This is a genomic window from Singulisphaera acidiphila DSM 18658, assembly GCF_000242455.2.
In the GTDB taxonomy this organism is placed as follows: Bacteria; Planctomycetota; Planctomycetia; order Isosphaerales; family Isosphaeraceae; genus Singulisphaera; species Singulisphaera acidiphila.
Map to the genome: position 1 here is coordinate 428,223 of NC_019892.1, position 14,636 is coordinate 442,858.

8 protein-coding genes are annotated in these 14,636 nt (G+C 63.2%); 6 read left to right on the forward strand and 2 right to left on the reverse strand.

Annotated elements, in window-relative coordinates; translation table 11 throughout:
• Positions 1 to 69: 69 nt before the first annotated feature.
• Positions 70 to 846 (reverse strand): tetratricopeptide repeat protein, encoded by a 777-nt coding sequence (locus SINAC_RS01655; RefSeq protein WP_015243964.1) that lies wholly within the window; start codon positions 844 to 846, stop codon positions 70 to 72.
• A 906-nt stretch (positions 847 to 1,752) separates the two neighbouring features.
• Here SINAC_RS01655 and SINAC_RS37820 point away from each other — a divergent pair.
• From SINAC_RS37820 to SINAC_RS01670, 3 genes are read left to right on the forward strand one after another with little or no spacing between them, the layout of a single operon-like run.
• Positions 1,753 to 8,898, forward strand: a complete 7,146-nt coding sequence (locus SINAC_RS37820; protein WP_015243965.1) for an FG-GAP-like repeat-containing protein — start codon at positions 1,753 to 1,755, stop codon at positions 8,896 to 8,898.
• Positions 8,895 to 9,335, forward strand: a complete 441-nt coding sequence (locus tag SINAC_RS01665; RefSeq protein WP_015243966.1) for a hypothetical protein — start codon at positions 8,895 to 8,897, stop codon at positions 9,333 to 9,335. Before SINAC_RS37820 ends, SINAC_RS01665 begins: the two co-directional genes overlap by 4 nt.
• 60 nt (positions 9,336 to 9,395) lie before the next feature.
• Positions 9,396 to 10,889, forward strand: coding sequence for an RHS repeat-associated core domain-containing protein (locus tag SINAC_RS01670; protein WP_015243967.1), 1,494 nt, complete (start codon positions 9,396 to 9,398; stop codon positions 10,887 to 10,889).
• Positions 10,890 to 10,912: 23 nt separating this feature from the next.
• On the opposite strand, the gene SINAC_RS01675 is transcribed toward SINAC_RS01670, so the two are convergent.
• Positions 10,913 to 11,956: an IS630 family transposase gene (locus SINAC_RS01675; protein ID WP_015243968.1), complete on the reverse strand. Its 1,044-nt coding sequence runs from the start codon at positions 11,954 to 11,956 to the stop codon at positions 10,913 to 10,915.
• A 737-nt stretch (positions 11,957 to 12,693) separates the two neighbouring features.
• Between SINAC_RS01675 and SINAC_RS01680 the strand changes: the two genes are divergently transcribed.
• The 3 genes from SINAC_RS01680 (at position 12,694) to SINAC_RS01690 (ending at position 14,422) form a co-directional block, all read left to right on the forward strand.
• A complete protein-coding gene (locus SINAC_RS01680) occupies positions 12,694 to 13,113 on the forward strand; it encodes a helix-turn-helix domain-containing protein (RefSeq protein WP_015243969.1) in 420 nt (139 codons plus the stop codon).
• Positions 13,114 to 13,152: 39 nt separating this feature from the next.
• The gene (locus SINAC_RS39570) at positions 13,153 to 13,722 is read left to right on the forward strand and encodes a hypothetical protein (protein ID WP_015243970.1); all 570 of its coding nucleotides are present in this window, start codon (positions 13,153 to 13,155) and stop codon (positions 13,720 to 13,722) included.
• Positions 13,723 to 13,864: 142 nt separating this feature from the next.
• A complete protein-coding gene (locus SINAC_RS01690; protein WP_020467468.1) occupies positions 13,865 to 14,422 on the forward strand; it encodes an IS5 family transposase in 558 nt (185 codons plus the stop codon).
• The last annotated feature ends 214 nt before the right edge of the window (positions 14,423 to 14,636 follow it).

The following is a 14,636-nucleotide window of genomic DNA, read 5'->3' on the forward strand; positions in this document are numbered from 1 at the left end:
GTTTTGGTAGATCATTCTACCGTCTGCGGCGCGAGCGGTTCGTGGCATCACTCGGGGGAAGTCGAGCATTCAACCCAAGTCAATATTCCTTCCGTCCCCGTTTATTCCCTGTTCTCGATCGAGTTCATCGGCGGATCGGAGATACGACTCGGCAAGCGCCGGATCCCCCTTCAAGTGCTGGAGTTTTCCAAATTCACGATAGGCGGGGGCGTATTGCGGATTGATGTCGAGAGCTCGCTGGAACGCGTTCGACGCTTCATCGAGCTGATTCGCCCGCGAAAGCACGACGCCTAAGCATGTATGTGCGTCATCATATTGATCGTCGAGCGCAATCGCCCTCCGGCAGGCCTCCACGGCTTTCTCGTGGAACCCCAGCAGTGAGTAGGCGAAGCCCTGCATTGTCAGTGCGTCTACTTGGTGATCGTTCAATTGAAGTGCCCGCTCGCAGCAAGAGATCGCATCCTCATGCCTTGATTGTTCCAGCAAAACCATCGCGAGGAAAACATAATGGTTTGCACTTTCGCCGAGTTCCAACCGACGTCGAAGGGCCACTTCGGCCTCGTCCCACCGCCCGAGGTCCATGAGGTCGCGCCCCAGGCACCCCCAGGCCGGCATGCACCGTTCGTCCAATTCAATTGCACGTCTAAAATAAGCGATAGCTTTTTCGTGCATGCGATGGTTTGAGTGTTCGTTGCCAATTATCCAGAAAATTGATGGATTCTGATTGTTGGATTTAATGACGGTGTGAAAGATGCGTCCGGCCGCGCCGATATCCCCCGCCCTACTGAGGCGAAGGGCCTCCTTCATCGCCAACGCCTCATCGTCCGACAGTTCGTCCACGGCCATCTCCCTCCACGCAAAGTCAGAATCTATTCCGGAAGCCCGTGGGGCGGGCGTCATTGCAACAACTCAGGGCGTCCACCTTCTCTTAAGAGTATGGAACTGGGGCCGAGGTGGGTGTGCCGCCGTTCTGCCACTTGGCGGTCTCACCAGCCGTGGCTGGGGACGCGCCACCGGCTTGGTATCTCCCATCCCCATAACGAACCTCGCGTACACTTCCTCGACGCTCTCCGGCGGGAGTTGTCGGCGGGGTAACCAAGGCGGTGAGGTTGGCATCGGTGACTGAAACGGGACGGCCAGATGGAAAAGATGAAGTCAGCCTTCATGATTAATTATTTAAAATTAATAATTTAAAACCGTGGCTTGATCGAGGGAGGCCGATCGGAGCGTGGCGGCGTGGCCATGGTGTCGGGCTGTTTGCCCAAGATGAAAGCTGCCCGATACTTCATGAATTCTTCGTCCCCTTTTGAATTTTTCTGCCGGTGGCAAGGACGACGGCCTGCTCGGCCAAGGCGATGATTTTTCCCAGGGGATGGCGAAGTATTTTTTCGCTCGACTCGGGGTGTTCCATGAATGACGCAAGTGAATTATGCAAGAAACTAATAGGTCATCATTTCAAATCAGCTCCCCATGGCCAGCCCACCCGATTTCGGCCCAATTAGGGCGAATCTACCGGGAGAGGATCTTGCAATCACCCGTGGGGCACGCCTAGACTCTGGCCGCGATGCGGAGCCGCATCGCTCGAAGGCCGTCCCGACAACGCAAGCCGGGATGGTCTCCTAAAAATATAGTTAACTCTCGAATATCTCCCTGGTCGACGATATTCGAAATCGAACAGGACCCCCGTGTCCCACTTCCGGGCCGCCTTTGCGCGCCGCCGGGGTGGGTTCCCCCCCACGCGAGGACTGCACTGTGCGCCGCCGCCGCCCCACTTCCCGCCATATTGACCGATCGCGCCATAGCCTCCCGCCCCTGATCCAGGCCTTGGAGGTCCGGCAACTCTTGACGGTGCCGACGGTAGACTACGGGGTCTACGACGGCATTGCCACGGAAACCGGGTCGGGGGAGCCAGCCGACACCGCCGGCTTCTATTTTACGATCGTCAATGGAGAAGGCCCGGTAACGATCCATTACACCCTCTCCGGCGGTACGGCGACGGAGGGCTCCGACTACCAATCCATAGCACGCAGCGTCACCATTCCTGGCGGTTCAACTGTTGCGCATGTAGAGATTGTCCCGATCGATGACGTGTTGGACGAGGACGACGAGACCGTCGTGCTGTGGATCGAGCATCGCCCCAACGACTATTTCGTCCAACCGAGCGCCCCGAGCTTCTCTGTCACGATCCGCGACAACGATCCGTCGGGGCCGCAGACGGCGCAAGTCCGCATCGAGGCGACCGACCCCAAGGCGGCGGAGCCCGATAACACGACCCAGGCCAATCCGGACAAGGGCCGGTTCACGATCACGCGTACCGGCGACACCTCGAGCTCCCTGACCGTTGCGTATACCGTCGGCGGGACCGCGACGGCCGGCGCCGATTACGTCGCGCTGGCGGGCACCGTGACCATCCCGGTCGGGCAGAGTAGCGTCACGATCGACGTGACTCCCAAGCACGACACCGCGAAGGAGTTTGACGAGACGGTCAAGGTGACCCTCGAGCCGCGGCCGAGCTATGGCTACACCATCGTCGGCGGCCCTGCGACGGTCCGCATCGCCGACAACGACGGCGACCGCGGCCGGCCTAAGACGGACAACAACCGCGACCGCGACAATGGGCCCATGAGCCCGCTTTCGCCCTACGACCAGCCGCCCATCAACATCGGTGCCCCCCCCTGTCCTGACCCTGGCATCGACTCGCAGACCGGGCAGATGAACTACTCTCCCTCGGGCAACGGCCAGCCCTTCTGCGAGGCCCCCCGACCGGGCTACTCGACCCACACCAATCCCCATCCGATCGTCACCGTCGAGTGGGCCCTGCCAGCCGATAGCCCCGTCCCCGACAAGATCGTGGCCACGCTCGACTTCGGCGGCATCGTCGGCACCCCGATCCACTACAGCACCGCCGGCCTGGTCCCCGGCCAGACCGTCCTCTTCGTGATGCAGGTTGACGCCTCAGCGCTGCCCACCGGCCGACACGACTACGCGATCGACCTCCAGGCCTACTTTGGCTCAGAGATCTCGACCCATACGATCACCGGCGCGAGCGAGGTCTTCAACCGCATCGACAGCCCGTACGGCAACCGGTGGTGGATCGGGGACCTCGATCGGATCGTGCCCGCGGCCGGCGGTGTGTCGCTGATCCGCGGCGACGCTACCGCCGGCTGGTTCGCGGATGACGGGGCGGGTGGCTACATCACCCCGGACGGGAGCTCCTCGCGGCTGGCTCGCAGGGCGGGGGCGAGCGGATGGGTCCTGACGCACAAGGATGGCGGCCGTAGCGAATTCGCCGCCAACGGCCTCCTCACGGCGCGCGTCGATCGCAACGGTAACCAGACGACCTATGCCTACATCGACGGCGACGGCGACGGTCACGCCGAGGAGCTCGGGCAGGCCACGGATCCCTACGGCCGGATCGCCACCTACACCTATAGCGGCGGCCTGTTGCAGGCGATGCGCGACTACGCCGGCCGGGTGACCACCTACAGCTACAACCCGGCCGGCCGGCTGGCGTCGATCACCCAGGTCGACCCCGACGGCGCCGGCCCACAGACCTCCTCGGTCACGACCTTTACCTATGACAGCAACGGCCTGATGACCGGGATCCGCGATGCGACGGGCCGGGTGACCACGTTCACCTACGACCCGTTCTCGCTGAGGGTCCTCTCGATGGCCCGCCCCGGCCTCGGTGCGCAGCAGGTGACCCCGATCGCGATCCGGGGGCTCGTCGACCCCTCGACCGGTGTGGGCACCGCGGCCAACCCGGCGCCGATGGCACTGCCCGGCGACGCCAAGGCCACCATCGTCGACGCCACCCAACGCACCACCACCATCACCACCGACCGCTTTGGCTACGTCACCGAGGAGGTCGATCCCCTGGGCAACGTCACCCGGTACGAGCGGGACGCCGTCGGCCGGGTCCTCAAGATCACCGGGCCGGACCCCGACGGGCTCGGCGGCCCCCTGACCTCGCCGGTGACGACCTTCGCCTACGACAGCCGGGGCAACCTGACCGGCATGACCCTGCCGGACCTGTCCACCCGCGCCTGGACCTACGACCCGACGTTCAGCCAGCCGACGAGCTACCGCGATGAGAACGGGCGGACCACGACCTACACGCTCGACAGCCGGGGCAACCGGCTCACCGAGACCGACCCGCTGGGCCGGGTGACGACCTCCAGCTACGACATCCGGGGCAACCTGACGAGCGTCACCCGGCCCGACCCCGACGGCGCCGGTCCGCTGGTGGCGCCGACGACGGGGTTCGCCTACGACAGCAAGGGGCGACTGACGACGATCACTTACCCGGGCGGGGCCACGCAGAAGTACGCCTATGACGCCGCCGACAACCTGATCAGGACCACCGACGAGGCGGGCCGCGTCACCTACTACTATTACGACTTGATGGGCCGTCAGACTGGCACCACTCAGGCGGACCCCGACAGTGCCGGCAAGGCTGACCGGGCCGTTTACCGGCCGAGCACCGGCCAGTGGTTGATCACCGCTTCCTCCGGCGCCCCCGCCTCCCCCATCGCCTACGGTGGGTCCAACGACCTGCCGGCGACGGCCGACTACGACGGCGATGGCAAGCCCGACCTTGCCGTCTACCGGCCGAGCACCGGCCAATGGTTCATTGCCGGTCAAGCCCAGCCGATCTCCTACGGCGGGACCAACGACTTGCCGGCAGCGGCCGACTACGACGGTGACGGCAAGGCTGACCTCGCCGTCTACCGGCCGAGTACCGGCCAATGGTTCTTCGCCGGTCAAGCCCAGCCGATTTCCTACGGCGGGCCCAACGACCGGCCTGCGGCGGCCGACTACAACGGCGACGGCAAGGCCGACCTCGCCACCTACCGGCCGAGCACCGGCCAATGGTTCTTCGCCGGCCAAGCCCAGCCGATCTCCTACGGCGGGTCCAACGACCGACCGGCGGCGGCCGACTACAACGGCGACGGCAAAGCCGACATCGCCACCTACCGGCCGAGCACTGGCGAATGGTTCATTGCCGGTCAAGCTCAGCCGATCGCCTTTGGCGGGACCAACGGCCTGCCTGCGGCGGCCGACTACAACGGCGACGGCAAGGCCGACCTCGCCGTCTACCGACAGAGCACCGGCCAATGGTTTATCGCCCCATTCTCCGGCGTTCCTACCTCCTTCGGCGAACCCAACGACCTGCCGGCGGCAGCCGACTACGATGGTGACGGCAAGGCTGACCTCGCCGTCTACCGGCCGAGCACCGGCCAATGGTTTATCGCCGGTCAAGCCCAGCCGATCTCCTTCGGCGGGCCCAACGGCCTGCCTGCGGCAGCCGACTACGATGGCGACGGCAAGGCCGACCTCGCCGTCTACCAGCCGAGTACTGGCCAATGGTTCATCTCCGGTCAAGCTCAGCCGGTCTCCTACGGCGGGTCCAACGACTGGCCTGCGGCGGCCGACTACAACGGTGACGGCAAGGCCGACCTCGCCACCTATCGGCCGAGCACCGGTGAATGGTTCCTCGCCGGTCAAGCCCAGCCGATCTCCATCGGCGGGTCCAACGACCTGCCTGCGGCCGGCAATTACTACGGCTTCGGGCAGGCCGCCCCGCGGTCCTTCGCCTCCTATGATGCCGCGGGCCGGCTGACGACCGAGACCGACCCGCTGGGTCGGGTCACCACCTATAACTACGACGCGACGGGACGACTGGCGAGCGTCATGGCGCCCGACCCGGACGGTGCCGGCCCGCTCACCGCGCCGGTGACGACCTACGGTTACGACGCCGAGGACCGCCTGACTCGCCTCACCGACCCGCTGGGCCGGGTCACCACCTCCAACTACGACGCGGCCGGCCGGCTCGCGTCGGTGGTCGGTCCCGACCCGGACGGGGCCGGCCCGCTCACTTCGCCGGTGACGGCCTACACCTACGACAACTTGGGCCGGCTGACATCCACGACCGACCCCCTCGGCCGGATCACCACCTTCGCCTACGACGTCCGCGACCGACTGACGACGATCACCGCTCCCGATCCGGATGGCGCCGGTCCGCTGGCTTCGCCGGTGACGGCCTACGGCTATGACGCCGTCGGCCGGCCAACGACGATCACCGACCCGCTGAACCGGGTGACCGTCTACGACTACGACGTGGCCGGTCAACTCACCAAGGTCACTCAGCCCGACCCGGACGGCGCCGGCCCGCTCACCGCGCCGGTGACCAGGTTCACTTACGACAATCTGGGCCGTCTCGCGACGACCATTGACCCGCTGGGGCGGACGTCGACCTTCGCCTATGACCAGCGGGATCGCCTGACGACGATCACGGCGCCCGACCCCGACGGGCTCGGGCCACTGACCTCGCCCGTGACCCGCTACGGCTATGACGTAGTCGGCAACCGTATCACGGTCACCGACCCGCTGAACAAGACCACCACCTCCACCTACGACGGTCTCAACCGCCTTGTCACGGTCACCGATCCGCGTTCTGGTCTGACTCGCTACGCCTACGATGCGGTGAGCAACCTCACCGCCGTCACCGACCCGCTGGGCAAGACCACTACCTCCACCTACGATGGTCTCGACCGCCTCGTCATGGTCACCGATCCGCGTTCCGGTCTGACCCGCTACGGCTACGACGCGGTGAGCAACCTCACCGCTGTCACCGACCCGGTGGGCAATCGCACGACGTTCGCCTATGACGCTCTGGATCGCCTCACGGCGATCATCGACCCCCGCGGACTCGCCACGACTCTCGCCTACGACGCCGCCGACCAGCTCACCGGCGTCACCGATCGGCTCGGCCGCCGCACGGTCTACGCCTACGACGGCCTCGGCCGCCGCATCAGCGAACGCTGGCTCGATGGCGCCGGCAACACGCTGCGGACGTTCACTTCCACCTACGACGCCGCCAGCCAGCTCCTCGGGATCGCCGACCCCGACGCCACGCTGACGTTCGCTTACGACAACCTCGGCCGCCAGACGACGGCTTCTACCTCCGGCGTCGGCGTCGGCCAGCCCGGCCTCACCCTGACCTCCGGCTACGACGCCGTCGGCAACCGCACCCGGCTGGCCGACAACCTCGCCGGCGCCGGTTGGTCCGGCCCCGGGGTCACCAGCTTCACCTACGACGCTCTCGATCGCCTCACCACAATCGCCCGCTCGCTCGGGTCGCACGCGGGCCCCCAGGTCGGCTTCAGCTACGACGCCGGCAGCCGGCTGACCTCCCTCGCACGCACCCTCGGCGGCACGGGCACGGCCGTCAACACCAGCTTCGCCTACGACGCGCTCGACCGGCTCACTACCCTGACCCACCAGGTCGCCGGTGGCGCGACCCTGGCCTCGTACACCTACGGTTACGACGCCGGCAGCCGGCTCACCGCCGAGACCAACGCCGAGGGGGCCGTCACCTACACCTATGATGCCACCGGCCAGTTGACCGGGGTGGGCGGTGCGCGGTCCGAGGGCTACAGCTACGATCTCAATGGCAACCGGACCCTGCCGGGCTACGCCACGGGCACGGGCAACCGCCTCGAACAGGCGCCCGGATTGACCCTGGTCTACGACGCCGAGGGGAACCTCACGTCCCGGACCGAGACGGCCAGCGGCACCGTGACCACCTACGCCTACGACCACCGCAACCGGCTCACGGGGGTCACCCGCAAGAATGCCGGCGGCGTCGTCGTGATGCAGGCGACCTACACCTACGACGCGTTCGACCGCCGCATCGGGATTGTCGTCGACGCCGACGGCGCCGGTGCCGGTGCCCCGGTGCGGTCCTGGACGGCCTACAACGGCGTCAACCCCTACGCGGACTTCACCGGCGCCGGGACGCTGCAGACCCGCTACCTGCATGGCCCGGCGGTCGACATGCTCCTGGCGCGGACCGACGCGGCCGGTGCGACGGCGTGGTACCTGAGCGACCGGCTGGGCACGGTCCGCGACCTGGCCGACACGGCGGGGACGGTGATCGACCACGTCGCCTACGACAGCTTCGGCCGCGTCACGGGGGAGACCAATCCGTCGGCCGGTGACCGGTTCAAGTTCACCGGCCGTGAGCTCGACGCCGGGACGGGCCTGCAGTATCATCGGGCTCGGTACTACGACGCGGCGCTGGGCCGCTGGACGCAGGAGGACCCGATCGGGTTTGCCGGCGGCGACGCCAACCTGTACCGCTACGTCGGCAACGGGCCGACCAACGCCACCGACCCCACGGGCCTCGTCGGCCCGGCATCAGTCTATACCCCGAGTGGTTCCTACAACCCATATACAGGCTGGCACACCCCGCCCGGAAAGGGAAGGCACGACAAAGCATTCGAGAAGGGTTTTCATGACGCGTTCCCCGACTCACTGAAGGGTGTCTTGGATACGACTTCCTATGTCGACCCATCCCCTCTTAGCGAGTATCTAGGCGCCGGCATCTCGTTGGGCCAGGGGAAAACGCGCCAAGCCATCGATGAGTTCATGTATGGGGCCCTCCCGGGCGCCCTCGGCAAGGGCGGCAAGCTGGTCCCGGGCGCCCTCGGCAAGCTTGGGAAAATTGGCGGCAAGGTTGATGACGTTTGTCCTAGTCTCCCCACTCGTGTACCAAAAGGAAGTGGTAATCCTGCTGTCAGCAAGGCAGCCGGCAGAGGTAGCACGCTTCACTCCGACAAGCCCGGCCATTTACCAGATCAGCTACGCCAGCGTTATCCAGAAACCGAGTTTGACATGAAAAAACCCGGTGTATCGGGTCAAGATGTCCAAGTTGTCGGAGGAAAACATCCTTCGGACTACCCAGAATCAAAGTGGCCGAAAGGAACCGATTACGGGGACTTCAAGCCTGATACGCCCGGTGGAAGAAAGACGTTTGCCCACGACCAGAAGCACAAATGGCCTGACCCGACTAACCCGCTGCCCTACGATCCGAAGACGGGGAAGCTCAAATGAATAATAAAGTGCTACGTTGCGAAGGGTTCTCCATTGCCGTTGCAGAGGGTTGGGACGACATTACCGAAACCCTGGATGATGCCGATGCGCCATTGACGATTGCTGACCCAACTTCTGGAGTTGGGGCGTTGCAGTTCTCGCCAGCCATTTACAAAGGTGGTCGGCTGCCCCAGGTTGGGCCGCAAGACCTCTCCGAACTCCTCGAAGAATTCGCTTCCAAGCAAGATTGGGACGCTCCATTCGATCGTTCGACTTATCCGGGTGAGGTCGCCATTGAAGGGGTGAGCTTTCAGGTAGGGGATGATTTTATTCGCATGTGGTATGCATCTGACGGAAAGAATGTGATGCTTGCAACGTATGTATGTGATTGGAATTGCCGAGACCAGGAGTTGTCGGAACGGGAGATGGCGGTTCGATCTATTCAATTCGATGAGTAGATTGTCATGATGAGGGCAGGCGATGCATTGATTGTATTTTTTTTCTTGCGAATATGATTGGTGTTATGTGGGCCTTGTTCCATTGCAACGCCTGTCCTTTCTTCTTCCTACGACAACCTCGGCCGTCAGACGGCCACCTCCGGCGTTGGCGTCGGCCAGCCCGGCCTCACCCTGACCTCCGGCTACGACGCCGTCGGCAATCGCACCCGGCTGGCCGACAACCTCGCCGGCGCCGGTTGGTCCGGCCCCGGGGTCACCAGCTTCACCTACGACGCTCTCGATCGCCTCACCACAATCGCCCGCTCGCTCGGGTCGCACGCGGGCCCCCAGGTCGGCTTCAGCTACGACGCCGGCAGCCGGCTGACCTCCCTCGCACGCACCCTCGGCGGCACGGGCACGGCCGTCAACACCAGCTTCGCCTACGACGCGCTCGACCGGCTCACTACCCTGACCCACCAGGTCGCCGGTGGCGCGACCCTGGCCTCGTACACCTACGGTTACGACGCCGGCAGCCGGCTCACCGCCGAGACCAACGCCGAGGGGGCCGTCACCTACACCTATGATGCCACCGGCCAGTTGACCGGGGTGGGCGGTGCGCGGTCCGAGGGCTACAGCTACGATCTCAATGGCAACCGGACCCTGCCGGGCTACGCCACGGGCACGGGCAACCGCCTCGAACAGGCGCCCGGATTGACCCTGGTCTACGACGCCGAGGGGAACCTCACGTCCCGGACCGAGACGGCCAGCGGCACCGTGACCACCTACGCCTACGACCACCGCAACCGGCTCACGGGGGTCACCCGCAAGAATGCCGGCGGCGTCGTCGTGATGCAGGCGACCTACACCTACGACGCGTTCGACCGCCGCATCGGGATTGTCGTCGACGCCGACGGCGCCGGTGCCGGTGCCCCGGTGCGGTCCTGGACGGCCTACAACGGCGTCAACCCCTACGCGGACTTCACCGGCGCCGGGACGCTGCAGACCCGCTACCTGCATGGCCCGGCGGTCGACATGCTCCTGGCGCGGACCGACGCGGCCGGTGCGACGGCGTGGTACCTGAGCGGCCGGCTGGGCACGGTCCGCGACCTGGCCGACACGGCGGGGACGGTGATCGACCACGTCGCCTACGACAGCTTCGGCCGCGTCACGAGCGAGTCCAATCCGTCGGCCGGGGATCGGTTCAAGTTCACCGGCCGGGAGCTCGACGTCGCGACGGGCCTGCAGTATCATCGGGCTCGGTACTACGACGCGGCGCTGGGCCGCTGGACGCAGGAGGACCCGATCGGGTTTGCCGGCGGCGACGCCAATCTTTACCGTTACTTGTCTAACTCTCCAACAAATGGGACTGACCCCACGGGACTCGTTGGGCCGGCTTCAGTCATTACGCCGAGCGGCTCCTATAACCCATATACAGGGTGGTACACCCCGACCGGAAAGGGAAAACCCGACAAAGCATTCGAGAAGGGTTTCCATGACGAGTTCCCCAATTCGCTTGCGGGTACGTTGGGCGTGGGAGGTGCAGCTCTCGGAGGCATGTATTTGGGGCCTAAATAGAAACTTTCAAATGGGAAAGTAGATCAGGCGGCCCTGGCTTTTGGGTAAGCCGAACCCTCGATCTGGAAAGGGTTTGCCTGTCCCAGCCAGGTGAAGACTCGATCCAATAATTCCTCCAGATCCTTGCACCGATGATTCCGGGTGATGTTCTCGTGCAAATGCCACCATACCCGCTCGATCGGGTTCAGGTCCGGGGAGTATGCGGGGAGCAGATGGACTTCGATTCGACCCTCGTGCTTCCAGAGGTACTGGATCACCTCCAGGCTGGTGTGGCTCCCCGCGTTGTCGCAGATCACGTGGATCTTGCGGTAGCGTCGCAGCCTGCGGCGCAGGTCGTCGAGGTGCTTGATGAACAACGCTCCGTCGCGCCCTTGCTTGGGGGCCGCCTCGGTGACGAACACCTGGCCGGTCCGCCAGTGGATTGAGCCGGAGATGTGCCGCTTCTTGTTCGTCCCGGGGGTCTCGACCTTCGCTTGTCGGCCTTTGAACATCCACATCCGGCCGATCTTTGGGTTGGTGTGAACCTCGACTTCGTCCTGCCAGACGGCCGTCTCGTCCTCGGGCATCTCTTCCAGGAGCTTCCGCAGTTCAGCCAGCTTGACCTGCCTCTCGTCTTCGTCCGGCTTCAGGGTCGGCCGGGGTCGCCGGTACACCAGGTGGCCGCGATGGAGCCAGCGACGGACGGTCTCCCGGCTGACGCGAACGCCTTCTCTTTCTCGCAAGAGCAGGGCCAACAACACACACGACCAGCGACTGCGGAGGAAACCGAAGTCGCTGGGGGTCGTGGTGGTCACCCAGTTCACGAGGATGGCGACCCAGCCGAAGCCCAGCCGAAAGGGCCGGCCCCGTTTCCTCCCAGTCAACCCTTCGAGGCCCTCGGCCTGGAACCGCTTCAGCCAGCGGTCGACAGTGCGTGAGCTGCAGAAGAGCATGGACTCGATGTTGTCCCAGGGATGGCCGTCAGCCAACAGGAGGATAATGTGGGCGCGAAAGCGGAGTTCGGGATCAGAATCCTTGCGGTAGATCGCCAAGAGTTCGTCGCGCTGAGTCGTCGAAAGGGAGAGCATGGGCGTCGTTAATGTTCGTCCGTGTTGAGTCGTCGGTGCAGTCCTCTGCATGAATTATAGGGGCAGGGCTACTTTCCCTTTGGCAGGGAACTATTTAGGGTGTTGACCCCTTTAGCCGGAAAGGCGATTCGCTGCCTGCCAAGATCAAAGCGAAAATGGGACGGACCTAAGATTAGAACGGGAGGTGGCCAATCACGACTCCGGGATCCCAAAGCGATTGACAAAATCAAGGACGACATGCGGAGCAACAAGTACGATTGGGATAATTCTCGCGGATTGACTGATCCGAAAACCGGAGAGAAGCTGGATGGAACAATTGGAGGATGGCATAAAGACGGAACTTATCACATCACTGACGGGAATCATCGCATGAATGCGGCGCTAGAACTATTTGAAGAGACCGGTAATCATTCTTATGTGAACAATCTTCTACGAAATGGAAGATGGACTCCTGGTAGGCCAGGAATTAGCAATCCCGTTCCCCGAAGGTAGGCAGACCTTTTCTCTGCGTTGCATAAAGACCTGAGATTTCTCGGCGATGGTTCAATCGCAACGATTTACCGATGTGCAAGGCTAGGCTCTGTTGAAAAAACCTCGAACTCGGTTCTCTTACAGCCGGACAGCTGGGAGAATTCACCTTCAATCGGCGTTTCCAGACAGAGCCTACAGCGGTTTACCCATGGGTTGCATGCGCGAATAATTTCCTTTGAGGGTAGCCCCTTTCGGAGGAGATCACCATGCGTCCCTATTCGACCGATCTTCGTGAGCGAGTCGCGGCCGCCGTGGACCAGCAGGAAGGTTCCCTGCGTGAGATCGCCCAACTGTTCCGCGTGAGTGTCTCGTTTGTGGTCCACTTGCTCCAATGCCGCCGACAGGCCGGCACGCTTGAGCCAAAGCCGCGCGGAGACGCTCCCCCTTCGGCTCTGGGATCCGATGACCTCCGACGTCTGACCGATTCGATCCGCAAGCAACCCGACGCCACCTTGAAGCAACTGAAGGAGCGGGGAGGCCTCACCTGTAGCCTGAAGACCTTGTGGTTCGCCGTGTGGCGGCTGGGCCTGACATTCAGAGACGGGCGTCACCACGGCCATGATTCCCACCCACGCCCGCGTTCCACGCGGCGAGCGGGCCGTGGACTCGACCCCAGCTTGTGGTAGACCGTGGTCGTTTAATTCTTCAGTCGGGGATGGATCACGATGCACCCTGCGGTGATTTGCGACGGCATTACTATTGCTGGCATTGTATTGCCCCCATTTGAAGTTGGGGGAACCGACTACGTCGGACTCGCGTGTCCTACAGACTATGGGAGTTCGTGGGCCGAAGTGCTGGAAGTCGTGGGTGGCAAACATCCGACGAGTGAAGTCCATTGTCTCGTGAGTTCGTCTGTATTGATTCCATCTGCCATGCGAGCCTCACGAGGGCAGCGGCGTCACTCGCTCATTGAAAGAGCGCTGAAGGCTGGGCTTTCACAAGCTGGTGCCGAAGATTTGATAGTCGACTTGCGTCTAGAATCGGACCAGATATATGAAGATACCCAACTGCACAGTCAACTGCTGTTTGACTTGAGGTTGGCTTGGTCGCAAAGGTCGAAGCTCGTGGTCTTCTCTACCGCTGGTCTTGCCCGTTCTGGGTATAGGTCGGTTGCATTGGCAGTTTCTGGAAGACCGAATGATTGCGCAGCTATTGATGTGATCCACGTTGCCAATATCAAGCATGACAAAGCAGACATGAAATACACGAAAATTATTCAATGCGGCCTAATCTGATTATTACAGGCTGTAAAAAAGACGCGGAAATGGGGATATTCCAATAGCGTTCGGCACTCCGTTTGCCTTGCGAGTTTCGACCCGAGCAAGGACGAGCCGTAAAGGGGGACATAGCGATTATCGACAGTCGTCGATAATCGCTATGTCCCCCTTTATTCGCGACAAGCTGCGGAGCGCCGACAAGATCAACTGGACCAGGGTTCTCATCGACAGCAGCTTCGTGTGGGCGGCCTACGGGGGCGAGGAGACCGGACCCAGCCCTGTGGATCGGTCCAAGCCCGGAAGTAAGCACCACATCATCACCGATGCGAGCGGCATCCCCCTGGCCTCGAGTGTGACGGCGGCCAACGTCAACGACCCATTGGCCCCGCTGTTTAACGCCCTCCCGGCGGTGGCGGGCAAGGCCGGCCATTCGAGGAAGAAACACGACGCTCTGCAGGGGGACTTGGCATATGACTCCGAGCCCCACCGCCAAGGGCTGCGAGACATGGGGGTTGAGCCGATCCTCCCGGAAAAGCAGATCGACGACCAGAGCGGACTGGGTAAGACCCGCTGGCCGGTGGAGCAGACGCTCTCTTGGGCTCACCAGAACCGGCGGCTTCGCATCCGCTACGAGAAGCGACCAGACATCCATCAGGCGTTCCTCACCCTCGCTTGCATCAAAATCTGCGCAATCGCCCTGCTTGCAGGGTTTTGTTAGACGGTCTGAGCGATTTTCTAGGCGCCGGCATCTCGTTGGGCCAGGGGAAAACGCGCTAAGCCATCGATGAGTTCATGCATGCGGCCCTCCCGGGCGCCTTCGGTAAGGCCGGTAAGCTTGACGATGTTTGTCCTGGTGTCCCCACTCATGCTCCATTTCCAAAGGACTTTGCGACAAGACGGACCAAGAATTGGAGTAGTGCATTCAAGAGCGA